This is a genomic window from Mesorhizobium sp. M1066 (genome assembly GCF_040318635.1).
Lineage (GTDB): Bacteria > Pseudomonadota > Alphaproteobacteria > Rhizobiales > Rhizobiaceae > Mesorhizobium.
In genome coordinates, this window is sequence record NZ_JAMYMR010000008.1 from 1 (window position 1) to 18783 (window position 18783).

Below are 18783 nucleotides of genomic sequence, written 5' to 3' on the forward strand. Positions count from 1 at the left end.
CCCCTCGCCGGCCAGCCGGCGGGTGCCCGCCCCGGGAACCGGGGGGGGGGGCTGGGCGCGCCCCCCGGCATTGCGCGGGGGCCCTACCCCCGGCCGGTCCGCCCGGGGGGGGGCGCTCACGGCATCCGGCCTGCCCTCCGATGCCTTCCTGTTCGCCGGCTTCCTGCCGGTCAAATCAGGGCAGCGGCTGACACGACTGGAAGCACTGAAGGCCGTGCCGGCGACATTGATTTTCTTTGAATCGCCGCGCCGGCTGGCTGACTCCCTGTCTGCCATGGTCGAAGCACTCGGCGGTGAGCGAAAGGCGGCGATCGGCCGTGAATTGACCAAGACCTTCGAGGAGATGCGCACCGGCACGCTGCAGGCGCTGGCCGACCACTATGCTGCGGCCGATACGCCGAAGGGCGAGATCGTTGTCTGCGTCGGTCCGGCCGAGGCCACGGCGGACGAGCCCGCCGACATCGACCGGCTGCTGCTGTCGCTCGCCGCCGAGATGCCGGCCTCCAAAGCGGCGGCGGAAGCCGCGAAAATGACCGGCGGCCAGAAACAGGCGCTCTATCGGCGATTGCTGGAGCTCAAGGATGCTTCCGGAGAGGGCCGTGGCTGAACGCCCGAGCGCCAGCCGCCAAAAAGCCTATCGGCGCGGCCATCGCGGCGAATGGCTGGCTGCTGCAGCGCTGATGGTCAAGGGCTACCGGATTCTGGCGCGCCGCCACCGCACACGCTTCGGCGAGATCGACCTGATCGCGCGGCGCGGCGATTTGGTGCTGTTCGTCGAGGTCAAGGCGCGGCGCACGCTGATAGAAGCCATGGAGGCGATCAGTCACGAATCGGAGCGTCGCATAGAAGGCGCGGCCGACATCTGGCTGTCACGCCAAGCGGACTACGGCAGATTGTCGATGCGCTTCGACATGGTCGCGGTGCTGCCCTGGCGCTGGCCGGTGCATGTCGAGAACGCGTTTTACGGAAGGAATTGAGGGACGAATCATATGTTTCGTCATCCACGGGCGGAGCAGGAGCGAAGCTCCGTCGCGGAGACCCGAGGATCCGTGCCGCGACCTCTGAGCGCTTCTACGATGCAGGAATTGGGAGACTTTTCGCCGGATTTGGCGAGCTTGGCGATGGCTATTCTCGATCGCCGAACCCTCCGATCCACGTCGCGGCATGGATCCTCGGGTCTGCGCCGCGTCGCTACGCTCCTTGCTCCGCCCGTGGATGACGAAGCGTAGGGTCCGCTTCGCGGATCACTCCTCATCCCCAGATCATCAGTGCCACCAGTCCGACACCGCCCACCACCAGCCGCCACCAGCCGAACAGCGCGTAGCCTTTGCGCGAGACGTAGTCGAGCAGGAAGCGCACGACGATCAGCGCCGTGACGAAGGCGGCGACGAAGCCGACGGCGATGATCGGCAGGTCGGCACTGCTCAGCACGTTGCGGTTCTTGAACAGGTCGAAGGCGAAGGCGCCGACCATGGTCGGGATCGCGAGGAAGAACGAAAATTCCGCCGCCGCCCGCTTGTCGACGCCCAAAAGCAGGGCGCCGACGATGGTCGAGCCCGAACGCGATGTGCCGGGAATGAGCGACAGGCACTGGAAAAGCCCGATCTGCAGGTAAAGCCGGGTAGGGAAGCGCTCGACATCGCGGTAGACCGGCTTGAGATTCATCCGATCGACAGCCAGCAGCACGACGCCGCCGATGATCAGCATGATGCAGATCAGCCTTGGCGATTCGAACAGCACCGTCTTGATGAAATCATGCGCCAGCGCGCCGATGATCGCCGCCGGCAGGAAGGCGATCAGGATGCCGATGGCGAAATGCCGCGTCAGCCGGTCATGCGACAGGTCGAGCAGCATCTTCCACAGCCGGCGGAAATAGACGCTGAGGATCGCCAGGATGGCGCCGAGCTGGATCAGGATCTCGAAGGCCTTGCCGGTCGAATGGAAGCCGAGGAAATGACCGGCAAGCAGAATATGGCCGGTCGACGACACCGGGATGAACTCGGTCAGCCCCTCCAGCAGGCCGAGCAGCAGGGCTTCGACGATGGTCTGGCTTTCCATGGCTACCTCGGCATTGGCGTGACGGCTGACAGAAGGGCTTGCTTGTCATGGCGTTGAAGTCCCCCTATAGGTCGCAACACCCTGACGGCCCGCTAACCGGGCGGCCAAGACTTACCGGTGCGCCCTGCGATTCGCCAGTGCGCTTTATCATCGCGGAACCATGCTGACGCTTTTCCACCATCCCATGTTCGCCACCTGTCGCTTCGTCCGCCTCGCATTCGGCGAGTATGGCGAGGAGCTGGCTTTGATCGAGGAAAAGCCGTGGACCCGGCGCAAGGAGTTCCTGGCGCTGAACCCGGCCGGCACGCTGCCGATCCTGCTGGCCGAAGGCGACGTGCCGATCGTCGGCGCGACGGTCATATCGGAATATCTCGATGAAACGCGCGGTGTGCTGAAGCGCGACAAGCGGCTGTTCGCCGAGGACCCGATGCAGCGCGCCGAAATCCGCCGGCTCATCGACTGGTATCTCAACAAGGCTGAAAGCGAAGTTACCCGCCATCTGGTGCGCGAGCGCGTGCTGAAGCCGGTCATGCCGGAAACGGCGGGCGGCGGCTCGCCCGATTCGGGCGCGATCCGTGCCGCGCGCGCCAACATCCGCCAGCACATGAAATACACCAACTGGCTGGCCGGCACCCGCCATTGGCTGGCCGGTTCGAGGGTCACCTATGCCGATCTCGCGGCCGCGGCGACGCTGTCGGTGCTCGATTATCTCGGCGAGATCGACTGGCGCGAGCACAGCGCTGCACGCGAGTGGTACACGCGGGTCAAATCGCGGCCATCCTTTCGGCCGCTTTTGACCGACCGGGTGCGTGGCCTGTCACCGGTGTCGCACTATGCGGACCTCGACTTCTGACGCCGCAAAACTGCGCGCGCTGATCGACGCGGAGGCGCAGCGCGCCGGCTTCGATGCCGTCGCCGTCACCTCCCCCGATGCGATCCCGCTGGCGCCGGCGCGCCTGGCCGAATTCGTCGCCGATGGCTTTCACGGCTCGATGGACTGGATCGCCGAGACGCTGCAACGCCGGGCCGAACCGGCGGCACTGTGGCCGCAGGTGCGGTCGATCGTCGTGCTGGCGATGAACTACGGCCCCGACCATGATCCGCGCGGCGTGCTGGCCAAGCGTGACCGTGGCGCCATCTCGGTCTATGCGCAAAACCGCGACTATCACGATGTCATGAAGGGGCGGCTGAAGGAGATCGCCGGCAAGCTCGTGGCGCGCGCCGGCGGTGATGTGAAGGTGTTCGTCGACACTGCGCCGGTGATGGAAAAGCCGCTGGCCGAGGCCGCCGGGCTCGGCTGGCAAGGCAAGCACACCAATCTGGTCAGCCGCGAGCACGGCTCCTGGCTGTTCCTCGGCACCATCTTCACCACCGCCGAACTCGTGCCCGACCGCGCCGAGAACGATCATTGCGGCTCCTGCCGCGCCTGCCTCGACGCGTGCCCGACCGATGCTTTTCCGGCGCCCTACCGGCTCGATGCGCGGCGCTGCATTTCCTATCTCACCATCGAGAACAAGGGGCCGATCCCGCATGAGTTCCGTGAAAAGATCGGCAACCGCATCTATGGCTGCGACGATTGTCTTGCCGCCTGCCCGTGGAACAAATTCGCCAGGGCGGCTTCCGAAGCAAAACTCGTCGCGCGCGATGATTTGCGCGAGCCGCCGCTCGCCGACCTTTTGGGTCTCGATGACGCGGCCTTCCGCGCTTTCTTCTCCGGTTCGCCGATAAAACGCATCGGCCGCGACCGGTTCATCCGCAACGTGCTGATCGCCGCCGGCAATTCCGGCGATGCCTCTCTTGCCGACACTGTGCGCATCTTGCTGGACGATGCTTCGCCGCTGGTGCGGGGCGCGGCAATATGGGCGCTGGCGCGGCTGGTGCCCGATGCCGAATATTCAGAAAGGGCAGCCATCGGCCTGAAAACCGAGAGCGACGAAGCCGTGCGCGACGAATGGCGTCTGGCGCGGCCAACCAGGGCGAAGGCATGAGTGAAAAGCACATATTCATCTTCGGCGCCGGCTATTCCGGCAGGGCTTTTGCTCGGGCCAACAAAGGCGCCGCGACGATCTTCGGCACGACACGCTCGCCGGAAAAATTCGAGACGCTGCGGCAAGCCGGTATCGCGCCGTTCCTGTTCGACGGCGCGATGACCGGCGAAATCGGTGATGCATTGGGAAAAACAACGCATCTGCTGATTTCGATTGCCCCGGAAGAGGCCGGCGATCCCGTTTTGAGTGCCGCGCGCGCGGCAATCGCTCAAATGCCTTTGCTGGAATGGATCGGCTATCTCTCTACGGTCGGGGTTTATGGCAATTATGACGGCGCCTGGGTTGATGAAACGGCTGAATGCCGGCCGGTGTCGAAGCGCTCGGTGATGCGAGTTGCCGCCGAACAGGACTGGCTGGAGCTGGGCCGCGAGATCAGCCGACCGGGGGCGATCCTGCGCCTGTCCGGCATCTACGGCCCCGGCCGCAACGCGCTGGTCAATCTGGAAAACGGCACCGCAAGGCGGCTGGTCAAGCCAGACCAGGTGTTCAACCGCATCCATTGCGAGGACATTGCAGGCTCCCTGTGGCAGCTCATCGAAGGAAACACAGGCGGCATCTTCAACGTCACCGACGATCTGCCGGCGCCGCCACAGGATGTCGTCGCCTATGCCGCTTCGCTGATGGGCATAGAGCCGCCGCCCGAGATTCCCTTCGACGCCGCCCAACTTTCGCCCATGGCGCGGTCCTTCTATGGCGAGAACAAGCGTGTCGCCAACGCGGCGATCAAGGCGGCGGGCTATTCCATGCGCTTTCCAGACTACCGCGCCGCCTTCGATCATATGTGGGCAAGCGGCGATTGGCGTGACGGCGAAGCGCGCAGCCCGATGAAGCGCTGACGATCGAAGCCGCGGGCGCGGCGTGCTATGATTCGGGCTTGGGATTGCGGTGGAGAACCGGGTTCATGAAGACAGCGATGAGGCCACCTTTCGGCAAAACGCCCCTGTTGGCCGCTGCGCTCGGCCTGCTTGCCGTGCTTGGGTTAGCCGTTCAGCCGGCGAGCGCCGAGGAGCGGGCAAAAGACCTGTTCGGCGCCAAGAAACTGCCGGCCGCGACCGCGGTGCAGTCGATCGGATTCTATTCCAAGGGCTGTTTTGCCGGCGGCGTCGCCATTCCCTTGGACGGTCCGACCTGGCAGGTGATGCGGCCGTCGCGCAACCGCCGCTGGGGCCATCCGGCGATGATCGCGGTAGTCGAGAAATTGTCGCGCGACGCAGCGGCCGATGGTTGGCCAGGCCTGCTGATCGGCGACATTTCGCAGCCGCGCGGCGGCCCGATGCTGACAGGACATGCCTCGCACCAGATCGGGCTCGACGCCGACATCTGGCTGACGCCGATGCCCAGCCGCCCGCTGTCGATGGCGCAGCGCGAATCGATGAGCGCCACCTTGATGGTCGATGAGAAGACCCATCTGGTGAAGGACGCGCTGTGGACGCCAGCGCACACAAGGCTTTTGAAGCGGGCGGCGAGCTACAGCCAGGTCGAGCGCATCCTGGTCAATCCGGGCATCAAGAAAAAGCTCTGCGACACCGTCAAGGGCGACCGCTTCTGGCTGCGCAAGGTCAGGCCGTTCTGGGGCCACGACTATCATTTCCACATGCGCATCGGCTGTCAGCCCGGATCGCCCGGCTGCAAGGCGCAGGAAGCGACGCCGGACGATGACGGTTGCGGCAAGCCGCTGGCCTGGTGGTTCACGCAGGAGCCCTGGCGCCCCAACAAGAACCCCGATGCGCCCAAGGCCCGCGACCTGATGACGATGGCGAACCTGCCGAGCGAATGCCGCGCCGTGCTCGACGCGCCGGGGCCGTCGTCGGCCGAGGCGGCGACCTACCATGGTGGCGGCGTGCCGGTTGCGGCCGCCGCGCCCGAACCCGAAGCGCCGTCATTGCCCGCCACCCCGGCCGCCGCCGGCTTGCCAAGCACGGTGAACGCTTTCACGGCGACTCCCGAGATCGGCGTGCCGCTGCCGCGACCGCGGCCGCCTGGAAACTGACGATCACGGCTTATAGGCAGACTCAATCGGTTCAGCGCCTCATTTTTGCGAAACCGTGGCGGTTTGGCCGCAGAGCCGGCCTCAGCGCGCCGCCGGGGTCGAAAACCGTTTCCCTTTTCAAACCCATGCGCTAGTCAACGGAAGAACGGCCAGATGCCATCGGGGGCGCCGGAGACGGACGAGAGCATGCCACGCACAGGCGACGACGACACTTTGCTGCGGTTTCCGATCCTGATCGGCGACATCGGCGGCACCAATGCGCGCTTTTCGATCGTGCTCGACGCCAATTCCGAGGCTGGCGAGCCGACCATCGTCCAGACGGCAAACTACAACACCATCGACGAGGCGATCCAGGCGGCCGTGCTCGACCGCTCGTCGGTGCGTCCCAATTCGGCGGTGCTGGCGGTGGCTGGCCCGGTCGACGGCGACGAGATCGAGCTGACCAACTGCCCCTGGATCGTCAAGCCGAGGAAAATGTTCGCCAGCCTCGGCCTGAGCGACATCGTCGTGCTCAACGATTTCGAGGCGCAGGCGCTGGCCGTCGTCGCGCTCGGCGAGGAGCACATGGAAAAGATCGGCGGCGGCACGCCGGAGCCCAATGCCGGGCGCGTCGTGCTCGGTCCGGGAACCGGGCTCGGCGTCGCCGGGCTGGTCCATGCGCTGCACCACTGGATACCGGTCCCCGGCGAGGGCGGCCATATGGACATCGGCCCGCGCACACCGCGCGATTTCGAGGTTTTTCCGCATATCGAGAAGCTCGAAGGCCGCGTTTCGGGCGAGCAGATCCTGTGCGGACGCGGTCTGGTCAATGTCTACAGGGCGGTGGCCAAGGCGGACGGCAAGCCGTCGCCCTTCACCACGCCGGCAGAGATCACTGCCGCGGCACTTGCGAAAACCGATCCGGTTGCCGAGGAAGCGCTGGAGATCTTCGTCACCTGCCTTGGGCGCACCGCAGGCGACCTTGCTCTGGTGTTCATGAGCCGCGGCGGCGTGTTCCTCACCGGTGGCATCGCGCAGAAGATCGTGCCGGCGCTGAAAGCCGGCAATTTCCGGGCCGCTTTCGAGGACAAGGCGCCGCACAGCGCGATGATGCGCACCATGCCGGTCTACGTCATCACCCACCCGCTGGCCGCACTTCTGGGCCTTGCCGCCTATGCCAGGAACCCCTCGCTGTTCGGCGTCCAGACCGAGGGCCGGCGCTGGCAGGCCTGAAAGCCAGCGAAGCGCTCGCGCCCCCGCGACGAAGTTAATCAGGTGCGGGCATAGGCAATCAGGCCGCAGGGCGTTAAGAGGGGTGCCGAATTTGCAGCCCCGGTCCCACGAGGCGGAAAACCACAAAGCGCTCCCGATTTGACACTTCAAGCTCCAAACAAACAAAAAGCCCGGCCCGGCGAGGTCACAGCGGTGCTCCGCCGCATCCTCGCTGAAAACGGCAACGAGTATCGCTGGACCTATGTCGTCGCCGTCTCTTGCCTGCTGATCGTTTCCGGCACCACTGCCTTCACGGCGTGGATCATGGCCCCGATGATCAACCAGATCTTCTACGAACGACGCGGCGATATGCTCTGGTTGATCTGCGCCGGTTTCATGGGAGCCTCCCTGCTGCGCGGCTTCGCCGGTTACGGCCAAGCAGTCGCGCTGGCCAGTATCGGCAACAATCTGGTCGCGCGCTACCAGAAGCGCAGCTTCGACCATCTGATGAAGCTCGGCGTCAACTTCTTCAACGATACGCGTTCCGGTCGGCTGGCGGCACAGGTCAGCGAGAATGTCGGCGGCGTTCGCGATCTGCTGTCGCTGACACTGACCTCCATCAGCCGCGACGCGGTCACGCTGGTCGCTCTCGTCGGCGTGATGATCTATCAGGATCCGGTGTTGTCGCTCAGCTCGCTGCTGATCGGCCCTCCACTGATCTGGGCCGTCGTCTATATCACCCGCCGACTGCGGCGTATCAACCGGGAATCCGTCCTGATCAATTCGCGGCTGAACGGGTCCGTGCAGGAAGCCACGCAAGGCATCGCCATCGTCAAGGCCTTCACCTTGGAGGCCGAGCTGGCGCGCCGCATCGGCATCATGGCGGACACGGCCGAGCAGCGTAACAACAAGATCGCCCGCGTCTCGGAGCGGCTGTCGCCGATTTCCGAGATTCTGGGCGGTCTCGCCATCACCTCCGTGCTTGCCTATTCCGGCTACCGGGCGCTGTATCTTGGGCAGCCGCCGGGCGCGGTTTTCTCCTTCATCACCGCACTGATCATGGCTTACGATCCGGCAAGACGCCTGGCGCGCACACAGGTGGGCATGGAACGTGCCCTGGTCAACGCGCGCATGATCTACGAGTTGCTCGACCTGGAGCCGAAACAGGGCGACGCACCCGATGCCGTCGAGGCGAGGATCACCACCGGCGAGGTGCGTTTCGACAATGTGACGTTCGGCTACAGCGCCGACATGCCGGTGCTTAGGGACCTGAGCTTTACCGCCGCGGCCGGCAAGGTGACGGCGATCGTCGGTGCGTCGGGCGCCGGCAAATCGACGCTGGTGGCGCTCTTGCAGCGCTTCTACGACGTCGACCGGGGCAGCATCGAGGTCGATGGCCAGGACATCTCGAAGGTAACCAAGCATTCGCTGCGGCAGTCGATCGCCTATGTGGCGCAGGCGCCATATCTGTTCGAGGGCACGATCCGCGACAACATCCGCTACGGCCGTCTGTCGGCCACGGACGCCGAGATCGAGCAGGCGGCGAAACAGGCGGCAGCCGACGAGTTCATCCGCCAGCAGCCGCAAGGTTACGACACGCCGGTCGGCGAAGGCGGCTCGACCCTTTCCGGCGGCCAGCGCCAGCGCGTCTCGATCGCCCGCGCGATCGTGCGCCAGGCACCGATCCTGCTGCTCGACGAGGCGACATCGGCGCTCGACAACGAGGCGGAGGCGCGCGTCCAGGAAGCGCTGACCCAAGTCATGCAAGGCCGCACGACCATCGTCATAGCGCATAGGCTATCGACGGTGGTCAATGCCGACCACATCATCGTGCTGGAAGAGGGACGGTTGGTCGAGGAAGGCACCCATGCGACGCTGATGGCCGACCCGGACAGCATCTATTCCCGCTTCCACCGCATCCAGGGCAAGAAGGGGCTGGGGCTTGTCGATGACAGCAAGCCGATCCAAACTCCGGTCCGGGCCACGCGTGCGAAGAAGACTGCGGTGAGGAGCACATGAGCGAAGCAAGCGATATGGGCCTTGTGGTGGTGGGCGCTGCCGGCCGCATGGGCCAGACGCTGATCCGTGCCATCCACTCTATATCAGGCGCTCGAGTTATCGGCGCGGTCGAGCGGGCGGATTCGCCGCATCTGGGTAAGGATGCCGGCGAACTGGCGGGCATCGGCATCATCAATGTGCCGATCGGTGACGACCCGCTCCCGGTCTTCGCCAAGGCAGACGGCGTGCTCGACTTCACCACGCCTGCTTCGACAGTCGAATTCGCCGGCTACGCGGCGCAGGCGCGCATCGTCCATGTCATCGGCACGACGGGCTGTTCAGCCGACGATAACGCGAAAATAGCGGCGGCGGCGCGCCACGCGACGATCGTCAAATCGGGCAATATGAGTCTCGGCGTCAATCTTCTGGCGGTGCTGGTCGAACAGGCCGCGCGCGCGCTCGACGCCGACGATTTCGACATCGAGATCCTCGAAATGCACCACAAGCACAAGGTTGATGCGCCGTCGGGCACCGCACTGCTGCTCGGCGAGGCCGCTGCTGCCGGGCGCGGCATTGCGCTTGCCGGCAATGATGTGCGCGTCCGCGACGGCCACACCGGGGTGCGCAAGACGGGCTCGATCGGCTTCGCCACGCTGCGCGGCGGCTCGGTGGTCGGCGATCACAGCGTGCTGCTGGCCGGCACCGGCGAGCGCATCACGCTGGCCCATCACGCCGAGGACCGCGCCATCTTCGCCCGCGGCGCCGTCAAGGCAGCACTTTGGGCGCGCGGCAAGAAGCCCGGACTGTATTCGATGCGGGACGTGCTCGGCCTGAGCTGAGCAGCCGACTGCCAACTTTGAATGGAGCGAAAATGTCGAGAACCCTCGTGCTCGTGCGCCACGGCCAGAGCGAATGGAACCTGAAGAACCTGTTCACCGGCTGGCGCGACGTCGACCTGACCGAGCTGGGCCACGCCGAGGCCAAGGCCGCCGGTGAGAGGCTCAAGGCGCGCGGCCTGAAATTCGACATCGCCTTCACCTCGGCGCTGATCCGGGCGCAAAAGACCTGTCAGCACATCCTCGACGCCGTCGGTCAAAGCGACCTGAAGACCATCCGCGACCAGGCGCTCAACGAGCGCGACTATGGCGATCTTTCCGGCCTCAACAAGGACGATGCCCGCAAGAAATGGGGCGAGGAGCAGGTGCATGTCTGGCGCCGCTCCTACGACGTACCGCCGCCCGCCGGCGAAAGCCTTAAGGACACCGGCGCCCGGGTCTGGCCCTATTACCTGCACGATCTGCAGCCGCATGTGCTGCGCGGCGGCACCGTGCTGGTCGCCGCGCACGGCAACTCGCTGCGCGCGCTGATCATGGCGCTCGACGGCAAGTCGGGCGAGGAGATCGTCAAGCTGGAACTCGGCACCGGCGTGCCGGTCATCTACCAGCTCAACGCCGATTCCACCGTGGCTTCGAAGGAAGTGCTGGAGGACTGAGCCGGCGAACGGAGCAACCGCGAAAAAAGCGCGTTGACACACATCGCTTGCCCGCTTACATGAGCCCGCACCAGCCCAGATGGCGGAATTGGTAGACGCGCACGGTTCAGGTCCGTGTTCCGCAAGGAGTGGAGGTTCGAGTCCTCTTCTGGGCACCAAATTCCCGTTTCGAACCCTTCGACGGTTCAGAAACTTAGAGAAGAAGCCCGGTTCGTCCGGGCTTTTTCTTTTCAGCCAGACCTCCCTCCTGGTCAGGCCCCTCACAAACCACTTCAAACTCCGCGCCCGCTTCGCTACGCTCAAAACCATGTCTCAATCCACCACCCAGATCTTCGGTGCTCGCCGCGACCAGGCGTTCCCCACGCTGGCCGAGGTGGACATCGACCGCATGCGCCGGTTCGGCGAGGCCAGCGCCTATGCGGCCGGCGAGAACATCGTCACAGCGGGCGATGTGGCGCCCGGTCTGATCGTCGTGCTGTCGGGCAGCGTGGATATCACCCAGGACGGGGGGCTCGGCCGGCACGAGACGATCGTCACGCATGGCCCAGGCAGTTTTGTCGGCGAGCTGGCGCAGCTTTCGGCCCGTCCTTCGCTGGTCAATGCGCAGGCCGCCGAACCGGTGGAGGCGTTCGTCATCGCCTCGCAGCGGCTGCGCGACCTGATGGTGCAGGAGGCCAATCTCGGCGAGCGCATCATGCGGGCGCTGATCTTGCGCCGCGTCGGGCTTTTGGAGAGCGCCACCAGCGGGCCGATCATCATCGGACCCCAGGACAATGCCGACGTGTTGCGGCTGCAAGGTTTCCTCGCCCGCAGCGGCCAGCCGCACCGCGTGCTCGATTCAGACAGCGATCCCTGCGCCAAAACCTTGGTCGAACGCTTCGAGGTCGATCCTCACCACCTGCCGATCGTGCTCTGTCCAAACGGCAGGCTGCTGATGAATCCCGGTGAAAAGGACCTCGCCCGCTGCATCGGCCTGCTGCGGCCGATCGATGCCGGTACGGTGTATGACGTGGCCATCGTCGGCGCCGGCCCGGCAGGGCTGGCGGCGGCAGTCTATGCGGCATCCGAAGGCCTGTCGACGATCGTGCTCGATTGCCGTGCCTTCGGCGGACAGGCCGGCGCCTCCTCGCGCATCGAGAATTATCTCGGTTTCCCCACGGGCATTTCGGGCATGGCGCTGATGGCGCGCGCCTACAACCAGGCGCAGAAATTCGGCGTCGAAATGGTCATCCCAGATGAGGCGAAGCTGCTGAGTGCCGCCACCGACGCGTCAGGCGCCCGCTATCTGCTCGATGTCGGCGACGGCGAGACCGTGCGCACGCGCAGCGTGGTGATCGCCAGCGGCGCGCGCTATCGCCGCCTCGACATCGCCAATCTGGCGCGGTTCGAGGGAACGTCCGTGCATTATTGGGCGTCGCCCATCGAAGGCCGGCTTTGCGCGGGCCAGGAAGTGGCGCTGGTCGGCGCCGGCAATTCGGCCGGACAGGCGGCCGTCTATCTGGCCAGCCATGCGCGGAAAGTGGCGCTGCTGGCGCGCGGCGGTAGCCTCGATGCCAGCATGTCGCGCTATCTGGTCGAGCGCATCAGGGCGCAACCGAACATCGAGGTCCTGACCGGGACCGAAATCGAGGCTCTGGAGGGCGAAGAGGGCAATCTTGCCACAGTGCGCTGGCGCAACCGCGCCAACGGCGCGGAAACAACGCGCCCGATCCGCCATCTGTTCCTCTTCATTGGCGCCGATCCGAACACCGATTGGCTGGCGAACTGCGATGTGGCGCTGGACGCCAGCGGTTTCGTGCGCACCGGATCGGACATAGGATCGGCGCAGATGGAGACCAGCCGCAGCGGCGTGTTCGCCATAGGCGACGTCCGCGCCGGCTCGGTCAAACGCGTCGCGGCGGCTGTGGGCGAAGGCGCCCAGGTGGTGGCGGCATTGCATGCCTATCTCGCGCGCGGCAACGCCGATACACCTCGAATGGCAGGGAGACCATGATGGATGAATGCAGACATACGCGCGACATCAGGAAGGTGACGCCGAGCGCGCTCGGCTGCGAGGAATGCCTGCAGAGTGGATCGCAATGGGTGCATCTGCGGCTCTGCCGCACCTGCGGCCATGTCGGCTGCTGCGACGACTCGCCCAACCGCCACGCCACCAAGCATTTCCACGCCACCAAGCATCCGATCATCGAGGGCTACGATCCGCCGGAAGGCTGGGCATGGTGCTATGTCGACGAGGTTTTCATCGAGCTTGGCGACGATGTGACCCCGCAGAACGGCCCGATCCCGCGCTTTGTTTGAGCGGCGCCGCATGGCGACGGAATCCCGAGAATGCGCGATCCGTCCGGGCTTTCTTGGCGGCCGCCTCCCTGCAGAACGGCTTGGCAGTCAGTCGGCGAAATATAGATATCCCAGCCACCCGGCCAGCACGATTGAGGCAGCCCAGATACAAACAATGATCACCGCCGCGTAGCGGCTCACCGGCCTGTCGGCGGCCAGCGCGGCGGTCTTTCTGTGTTCCGCCATCACCTCGGGCGGTATCATCCTGACCACGGCAAGGACGCCCAAAGGGACAAGGATCACGTCGTCGAGATAGCCTATCACCGGAATGAAATCGGGGATCAGGTCGATTGGCGACAAGGCATAGCCTGCAACACACACGGCAAGCGCCTTGGCATACCAGGGCGTTCGGGGATCGCGAGCGGCGAGGTAGAGCGCATGCACATCGCGCTTGATCGTTCGGGCCCACTCATTCAGTGCCATCGGATGATTTTAACGCCAAATGAAAACCGCCGATAGCGCACGCCAGGCGCCCGCCTCCGGGAGCGTCTCGAAGAACCGATGACCGCCGTCTACCGCACGGAGCCGGTGACGGTCGGGTCGATCATGCTGGGAACGGACTTGCGTTCGTTTCCGGCAAGCGCCGCTATGATCAGCAGGCTGGCAACCACCGGGACAAACAGGATGGCGACGCGAGCTTGCACGTAAAAGATGGCGCGCCATTCATTGCGCTTGTCGGGGCTGTTGCTCATCATACTCACTTTGTCGGTCCCCCACGCGGTGACATAGCCGCGAACGGTTAAACAACTCCTTCCGACTTCGTTAACCCAGCGGAATTGAGGCGAAATCCCAAGCGATGCCCCAGATGGCGATCCCGGGCTTCAGTTCAGCCCGATGCGGCTGGCGCCTTGCCGGAACAGCGCTACGGCATCCGGTTCGAAGCGGAAGGTGCCGATGAAATCGTCGGCGCAATAGTCCGGCCTTGTCTTGCGGATGGCGGCGGCGAAGCCGCGCGCCTCGTCGAGCCGTCCGGCCAGCGCCAGGCAGTGTGCGGCGATCGCCAGGATGATGGCGTGAGCGTTGGGCCGCGCCGCCGCCTTCAGCGCCCATTCGGCCGCTTCCTCGAACTGGCCGAGCCGGACATGCGCCATGGCGCGTGCGCCCAGCATGCCGAACAGCAGCGGGTCGAACGGGCTGAGATGGCGCGAATGGTCGGAAGAGCCGATCGCCGCTTGCGGGTCGCCCGACTGCGAATGCACGAAGGACAACGCGTAGTGGCCGAGCGCGAAGTTGGGGCTGAGATCGACAGCCCGCTCGAGTTCGAGCAGCGAACCGTCCTGCTCGCCGCGCAGCCACAGCGCCCGGCCCATCGCCCAATGCGCGGCCGGATTGTGGTCGTCGACCAGCAGGCTGTGCCCGGCGCTCTCGAAGGCCAGCGCGCTTTCGCGGTCGCGGTCGCCCCAGCGCTGGAAGGCGTTCTGCCAGTGGGTGAAGGACAGGCCGGCATAGGCGCGGGCGAAGGTCGGGTCGAGCTGCAAGGCCTGGGTAAAGAAATGCCGCGCCTGCTCGTTTTCGGCCTGGGTGAAGCGGTACATGTGCCAGAGGCCGCGATGATAGGCCTCCCAGGCGTTGAGCGAGCTGGGCGCCTTCAGCATGGCGCGGTTGCGCTCGACCGTTTCGATCTCGGCCGAGATCGAGGAGACGATGCTGTTGCCGATGTCGTCAAGCACGGAAAAGATGTCATCGGGCCCGCGCTCGAAGGTCTCGGCCCAGACGATCCTGGCGCTGCGCACCTCGATCAGTTCGACGCTGACGATGAGGCGGCCGGACGGGCTGCGCACCGTACCGGTGGCGACATAGTCGACATTCAGCCGGCGTCCGGCATCCTCGGGCGCGATGTTCTGCTCTGCCAGCGCAAACACCGATCCGCGCGCGATGACGAAGAAATCCCTGAGCTTGGCCAGGCGGGTGATGATGTCGTGGGTGAAACCGTCGGCCAATCCGCCGCGCATGCCGCCGCTTTCCTCGACAAACGGCATCACCGCCAGCGAAGCATGGCTGGGCTCGACCGGGCCGGGTGCGGTCGGCGTGGCCACCAATGGCGATAGTGTGGACAGGCAGGCCGTCCGAAGCGAGATGCCCGACTGTCGGTCACGGATCGCCCGCCAGGCCGCGCGAAGCGGTGCGAAATCCAGTTCTTCCGATTTGAACAACTGTTCTGCCGCCGCCAGATGCTCTTCAGCCGCGCCGATCTCGCCGCGTCCGGCCAGACCTGCCAACAGTGCCGCATGTGCACGCCGGTCGAACGGCGCCAGTTCCACCCATGTGTCGAGATGGGCGATCGCCTCGTCGCTGTCTGCCGCCAGACTGCCGACGAGTTGCTCCAGCACGGCGACGTGGCACGAGTGGAAGCGGCGGCGCTGCACGGTCAGCCAGCTGTTGAAATGCGGGCTGCGCTCGAGCTCCAGCCCGTCGAGGAAATCGCCGGCAAACAGTTTGGCCAGCGTCCGCAAGCGCTCGACATCAAGGGTGCCGAGCCCTTCTGTGGCGGCGCCGGTGACTTCGAGTACATCGACCAGGCAATCGCTCAGATCAAGCGCGACCGTGTCGCCTTGGGTGGAGACCCGGCGCCGGTCCGGTTGGTCGAGAACGCCGCGCAGCTTGCTCAGGCACCAGCGCAACTCGCCACGCGGGTCGTTCGGCACATCCCACAACAACTCGCACAGGCGACTGCGGCCAACCGGATGCGGCGCCAGCGCCAGATAGGCGAGCAGCGCGCGCAGCTTGCGTGACGCGGGGAGGGCAACCGGAGCGCCGTCGTGGGAGATCATCAGCGGCCCGAGCAGGCGCACGGAAAGGACCGGCATCTCGACGTCCAGCCTCGATCGGTTGGATTCCACGTGCGTTTCCACGCCTGCTCCCACGCTGGCCTGTCGGCCTCTCCTGTATCACCAAACACGACACGGCGCATCCGGCAGCGGATTTCAGCGCCGGATACAGCCATTGCCGCTGTGCGGCATGTCAGTCCTAGCGCGGCAAGGTCACCAAACCTCGCCGCCCAACCCGCCGGTTTGTAACCGGCCCGTGAAGACAAAACGCGATGACGATCAAGGAGACCAAGATGTTGCAGCAGCAGAAGATCAGAACCACGGCCGGGCGCGGCCGCCTGTTCGACAGCATTCTCGACACCGTCGGCGACACGCCGGTGATTCGCATCAACAATCTCGGACCGTCCCACGCGACGATCTACGTCAAGGCCGAGTATTTCAATCCCGGCGCCTCGGTGAAGGACCGGCTGGCGCTCAACATCATCGAGGAGGGCGAGCGCAGCGGTGCGCTGAAGCCGGGCCAGACGGTGGTCGAGGCGACCAGCGGCAACACCGGCATCGGCCTCGCCATGGTTTGCGCGCAAAAGGGCTACCCGCTGGTCGTCACCATGGCCGACAGTTTTTCGGTCGAGCGCCGCAAGCTGATGCGCATGCTGGGCGCCAAGGTGGTGCTGACGCCGCGCGCCGAAAAAGGTTTCGGCATGTACAAGAAGGCGGTGGAACTGGCCGAGGCCAATGGCTGGTTCCTTGCCCGCCAGTTCGAGACAGCGGCCAACGCCGCCATCCACGAGGCAACGACGGCGCGCGAGATCGTCAATGATTTCGCCGGCTCGCGGCTCGATTGCTTCGTCACCGGCTATGGCACCGGCGGCACGGTGGTCGGCGTGGCGCGCGTGCTGCGCCGCGAGCGTCCGGAAACCCGCATCGTGCTCTCCGAGCCGGCCAACGCGCAGCTCATAGGCAGCGGCAAGGTGCAGCAGCGCGGCGCCGATGGTGCCCCGGCCGCCAGCCATCCAGCCTTCGAACCGCACCCGATCCAGGGCTGGACGCCGGATTTCATCCCCAACGTGCTGCAGGAGGCGATCGACACCAGCCTCTATGACGAGGTGATGCCGATCGCCGGACCCGAGGGCATCAAATGGGCCAGAGAATTGGCGCGGAAAGAGGGCATCTTCACCGGCATTTCCGGCGGCGCCACCTTCGCCGTGGCACGGCAGGTCGCGGAGAAGGCGCCGGCCGGGGCGGTGATCCTGTGCATGCTGCCCGACACCGGCGAGCGCTACATGTCGACGCCGCTGTTCGACGGCATCGAGGCCGAGATGGATGCCGACGAGACCGCCCTGTCGCGCTCGACGCCCGGCTGCCAGTTCCCGGCGGCTTGACGGGAGATCTGGCATGGACGCCATGCAAGAAAACCTCGGCCTGATGGCCGAGGAAACGCTCGATCCCCCGGACTGGGCCGATGTGCAGGCCCTGTCGCACCGGGTCATCGACGATGCCGTCGATTATCTCCGCGACGTGCGCGACCGCCCGGTCTGGCGGGAGATGCCGGCCGATGTGAGAAAGGCCTTCGCGGCGCCGCTGCCGCGCTCCCCGGCGCCGCTGGATGCTGTCTATGCCGAGGTGTCCCGCACGGTGATGTCCTATCCGATGGGCAATATCCATCCGCGCTTCTGGTCCTGGTATATGGGGTCGAGCAACTTCACCGGCGCGCTCGGCGATTTCCTGGCGGCTATCCAGGGCTCGAACCTCGGCGGCGGCAACCACGCCGCCGGGCTGATGGACAGCCAGGTGGTGAACTGGTGCAAGGAGATGCTGGGCTTTCCAGCTTCTGCAGGCGGCACGCTGGTCAGCGGCGGCTCGATGGCCAACATCATAGGGCTGACCGTGGCGCGCAACGTCAAGGCTGGCATCGACGTGCGTGAGCACGGTGTCGCCGCCATCGAAAAGCCGCTGCGCTTCTACGGCTCGGAGCAGATCCATTCGTGCCACCGCAAGGCGATGGAGGCACTCGGCCTCGGCAACCGGGCACTGCGCCGCATCCCGACCGATGCCGGGCTGCGCATCGATATCAATGCCTTGCGTGCGGCGATCACCGAGGACCGCGCCGCAGGGTTCAAGCCGGCCTGCGTCATCGGTACGGCCGGCACGGTCAACACCGGGGCGATCGACGATTTGCAGGCGCTTGCGAAGCTGGCACATGAGGAAGGCCTCTGGTTCCATGTCGACGGCTGCATCGGCGCGCTGATCGCGATTGCGCCTGAAAATGCCCATCGCGTCGCCGGCATCGAACGGGCGGATTCGGTCGCGCTCGATCCGCACAAATGGCTGCACGCGCCGTTCGAAGTCGGCTGCGCCCTGGTCAGGGATGCCGCCGCGCATCGCGGGGCCTTCGCGGTGACGCCGGAATATCTGGAATCGACGCCGCGCGGCCTTGCTTCCGGCGAATGGCTGCACGATTACGGCCTGCAGACGTCGCGCGGTTTTCGCGCGCTGAAGGTGTGGATGGCGCTGAAGGAGCACGGTGTCGAAAAATTCGGCCGCCTGATCGACCAGAACATTGCCCAGGCCGTCTATCTTGCCGGCCTGATCGAGGCCGCGCCGCGGTTGCAGCTGGCGGCATCGCCGACCGTCAACATCGTCTGCTTCCGCTATCAGCCCGGTCTGACAGGCGAGGCTCTGAAGGCGCTCAACACGGAGATCATGCTGCGGCTGCAGGAACAGGGCATTGCGGCCCTTTCGGACACCACGGTGCATGGCGAGCACTGGTTGCGCGTGGCGATCACCAACCATCGCACACGGCGCGAGGATCTCGACCTTCTGGTGCATGAAACGGTGCGGCTGGGGCATGACATCGCAACGCAGGGTTCCGCGCCTTCCTAGTTACGGGCAGGCATGCGA

Annotated in this window: 18 protein-coding genes and 1 tRNA gene; 15 read left to right on the forward strand and 4 right to left on the reverse strand. The window is 65.5% G+C overall.

Going from position 1 to position 18783, the window contains the following annotated elements; all coding sequences use genetic code 11:
- Positions 1 to 607: 16S rRNA (cytidine(1402)-2'-O)-methyltransferase (gene rsmI / locus NKH52_RS13495; RefSeq protein ID WP_352967161.1), on the forward strand; the 607-nt coding region annotated here is incomplete at its 5' end.
- Positions 600 to 977 (forward strand): YraN family protein, encoded by a 378-nt coding sequence (locus NKH52_RS13500; RefSeq protein ID WP_352730182.1) that lies wholly within the window; start codon positions 600 to 602, stop codon positions 975 to 977. The genes rsmI and NKH52_RS13500, both read left to right, overlap by 8 nt.
- Positions 978 to 1251: 274 nt before the next feature.
- Here NKH52_RS13500 and NKH52_RS13505 read toward each other — a convergent pair whose 3' ends face one another.
- Positions 1252 to 2058 carry an undecaprenyl-diphosphate phosphatase gene (locus NKH52_RS13505; RefSeq protein WP_352730184.1) on the reverse strand — a complete coding sequence of 269 codons (807 nt, stop codon included), beginning with the start codon at positions 2056 to 2058 and terminating at the stop codon, positions 1252 to 1254.
- 160 nt (positions 2059 to 2218) lie between these two features.
- On the opposite strand from NKH52_RS13505, the gene NKH52_RS13510 reads away from it, so the two are divergent.
- The 11 genes from NKH52_RS13510 (at position 2219) to NKH52_RS13560 (ending at position 13075) form a co-directional block, all read left to right on the forward strand.
- Positions 2219 to 2911 (forward strand): glutathione S-transferase family protein, encoded by a 693-nt coding sequence (locus NKH52_RS13510; protein ID WP_013528622.1) that lies wholly within the window; start codon positions 2219 to 2221, stop codon positions 2909 to 2911.
- The gene (queG, locus tag NKH52_RS13515; protein ID WP_352730186.1) at positions 2892 to 4046 is read left to right on the forward strand and encodes a tRNA epoxyqueuosine(34) reductase QueG; all 1155 of its coding nucleotides are present in this window, start codon (positions 2892 to 2894) and stop codon (positions 4044 to 4046) included. Before NKH52_RS13510 ends, queG begins: the two co-directional genes overlap by 20 nt.
- Positions 4043 to 4942, forward strand: a complete 900-nt coding sequence (locus tag NKH52_RS13520; protein WP_352730188.1) for an SDR family oxidoreductase — start codon at positions 4043 to 4045, stop codon at positions 4940 to 4942. The genes queG and NKH52_RS13520 overlap by 4 nt, the downstream gene beginning before the upstream one ends.
- 65 nt (positions 4943 to 5007) lie before the next feature.
- A complete protein-coding gene (mepA, locus tag NKH52_RS13525) occupies positions 5008 to 6096 on the forward strand; it encodes a penicillin-insensitive murein endopeptidase (RefSeq protein WP_352730190.1) in 1089 nt (362 codons plus the stop codon).
- A 186-nt stretch (positions 6097 to 6282) separates the two neighbouring features.
- Complete coding sequence (locus NKH52_RS13530) at positions 6283 to 7308, forward strand: glucokinase (protein WP_352730192.1); 1026 nt, start codon at positions 6283 to 6285, stop codon at positions 7306 to 7308.
- Between the two features lie 138 nt (positions 7309 to 7446).
- Positions 7447 to 9306 carry an ABC transporter ATP-binding protein gene (locus tag NKH52_RS13535; protein ID WP_352442639.1) on the forward strand — a complete coding sequence of 620 codons (1860 nt, stop codon included), beginning with the start codon at positions 7447 to 7449 and terminating at the stop codon, positions 9304 to 9306.
- Positions 9303 to 10124: a 4-hydroxy-tetrahydrodipicolinate reductase gene (gene dapB, locus NKH52_RS13540; RefSeq protein ID WP_352730194.1), complete on the forward strand. Its 822-nt coding sequence runs from the start codon at positions 9303 to 9305 to the stop codon at positions 10122 to 10124. The genes NKH52_RS13535 and dapB overlap by 4 nt, the downstream gene beginning before the upstream one ends.
- A 32-nt stretch (positions 10125 to 10156) precedes the next feature.
- The gene (locus tag NKH52_RS13545; protein WP_352730196.1) at positions 10157 to 10777 is read left to right on the forward strand and encodes a 2,3-bisphosphoglycerate-dependent phosphoglycerate mutase; all 621 of its coding nucleotides are present in this window, start codon (positions 10157 to 10159) and stop codon (positions 10775 to 10777) included.
- Positions 10778 to 10850: 73 nt separating this feature from the next.
- Positions 10851 to 10935, forward strand: a tRNA-Leu gene (locus NKH52_RS13550).
- A gap of 149 nt (positions 10936 to 11084) precedes the next feature.
- Positions 11085 to 12770 (forward strand): FAD-dependent oxidoreductase, encoded by a 1686-nt coding sequence (locus NKH52_RS13555; RefSeq protein WP_352730197.1) that lies wholly within the window; start codon positions 11085 to 11087, stop codon positions 12768 to 12770.
- Positions 12767 to 13075: a UBP-type zinc finger domain-containing protein gene (locus tag NKH52_RS13560; protein WP_352673182.1), complete on the forward strand. Its 309-nt coding sequence runs from the start codon at positions 12767 to 12769 to the stop codon at positions 13073 to 13075. Before NKH52_RS13555 ends, NKH52_RS13560 begins: the two co-directional genes overlap by 4 nt.
- 87 nt (positions 13076 to 13162) lie before the next feature.
- On the opposite strand, the gene NKH52_RS13565 is transcribed toward NKH52_RS13560, so the two are convergent.
- The 3 genes from NKH52_RS13565 to NKH52_RS13575 form a co-directional block, all read right to left on the reverse strand.
- Entirely contained in the window at positions 13163 to 13537 is a 375-nt protein-coding gene (locus tag NKH52_RS13565; RefSeq protein ID WP_352442634.1) for a YkvA family protein, read from the reverse strand.
- Positions 13538 to 13626: 89 nt separating this feature from the next.
- The gene (locus NKH52_RS13570; RefSeq protein WP_013528612.1) at positions 13627 to 13809 is read right to left on the reverse strand and encodes a hypothetical protein; all 183 of its coding nucleotides are present in this window, start codon (positions 13807 to 13809) and stop codon (positions 13627 to 13629) included.
- 126 nt (positions 13810 to 13935) lie between these two features.
- On the reverse strand, positions 13936 to 15921 hold the full coding sequence (locus NKH52_RS13575; RefSeq protein ID WP_352730508.1) for a BTAD domain-containing putative transcriptional regulator: 1986 nt from the start codon (positions 15919 to 15921) through the stop codon (positions 13936 to 13938).
- A gap of 254 nt (positions 15922 to 16175) precedes the next feature.
- Between NKH52_RS13575 and cysK the strand changes: the two genes are divergently transcribed.
- Positions 16176 to 17264, forward strand: coding sequence for a cysteine synthase A (cysK, locus tag NKH52_RS13580; RefSeq protein WP_352730510.1), 1089 nt, complete (start codon positions 16176 to 16178; stop codon positions 17262 to 17264).
- A 13-nt stretch (positions 17265 to 17277) separates the two neighbouring features.
- A complete protein-coding gene (locus tag NKH52_RS13585; protein WP_352730200.1) occupies positions 17278 to 18765 on the forward strand; it encodes a pyridoxal phosphate-dependent decarboxylase family protein in 1488 nt (495 codons plus the stop codon).
- The last annotated feature ends 18 nt before the right edge of the window (positions 18766 to 18783 follow it).

Bases quoted from the DNA above. Each gene is read 5' to 3' on its own strand.
- NKH52_RS13505 (WP_352730184.1), bottom strand. From the start codon at position 2,058: ATGGAAAGCCAGACCATCGTCGAAGCCCTGCTGCTCGGCCTGCTGGAG.
- NKH52_RS13510 (WP_013528622.1), top strand. From the start codon at position 2,219: ATGCTGACGCTTTTCCACCATCCCATGTTCGCCACCTGTCGCTTCGTC.
- queG (WP_352730186.1), top strand. From the start codon at position 2,892: ATGCGGACCTCGACTTCTGACGCCGCAAAACTGCGCGCGCTGATCGAC.
- NKH52_RS13520 (WP_352730188.1), top strand. From the start codon at position 4,043: ATGAGTGAAAAGCACATATTCATCTTCGGCGCCGGCTATTCCGGCAGG.
- mepA (WP_352730190.1), top strand. From the start codon at position 5,008: ATGAAGACAGCGATGAGGCCACCTTTCGGCAAAACGCCCCTGTTGGCC.
- NKH52_RS13530 (WP_352730192.1), top strand. From the start codon at position 6,283: ATGCCACGCACAGGCGACGACGACACTTTGCTGCGGTTTCCGATCCTG.
- dapB (WP_352730194.1), top strand. From the start codon at position 9,303: ATGAGCGAAGCAAGCGATATGGGCCTTGTGGTGGTGGGCGCTGCCGGC.
- NKH52_RS13545 (WP_352730196.1), top strand. From the start codon at position 10,157: ATGTCGAGAACCCTCGTGCTCGTGCGCCACGGCCAGAGCGAATGGAAC.
- NKH52_RS13555 (WP_352730197.1), top strand. From the start codon at position 11,085: ATGTCTCAATCCACCACCCAGATCTTCGGTGCTCGCCGCGACCAGGCG.
- NKH52_RS13560 (WP_352673182.1), top strand. From the start codon at position 12,767: ATGATGGATGAATGCAGACATACGCGCGACATCAGGAAGGTGACGCCG.
- NKH52_RS13565 (WP_352442634.1), bottom strand. From the start codon at position 13,537: ATGGCACTGAATGAGTGGGCCCGAACGATCAAGCGCGATGTGCATGCG.
- NKH52_RS13570 (WP_013528612.1), bottom strand. From the start codon at position 13,809: ATGATGAGCAACAGCCCCGACAAGCGCAATGAATGGCGCGCCATCTTT.
- NKH52_RS13575 (WP_352730508.1), bottom strand. From the start codon at position 15,921: ATGCCGGTCCTTTCCGTGCGCCTGCTCGGGCCGCTGATGATCTCCCAC.
- cysK (WP_352730510.1), top strand. From the start codon at position 16,176: ATGTTGCAGCAGCAGAAGATCAGAACCACGGCCGGGCGCGGCCGCCTG.
- NKH52_RS13585 (WP_352730200.1), top strand. From the start codon at position 17,278: ATGGACGCCATGCAAGAAAACCTCGGCCTGATGGCCGAGGAAACGCTC.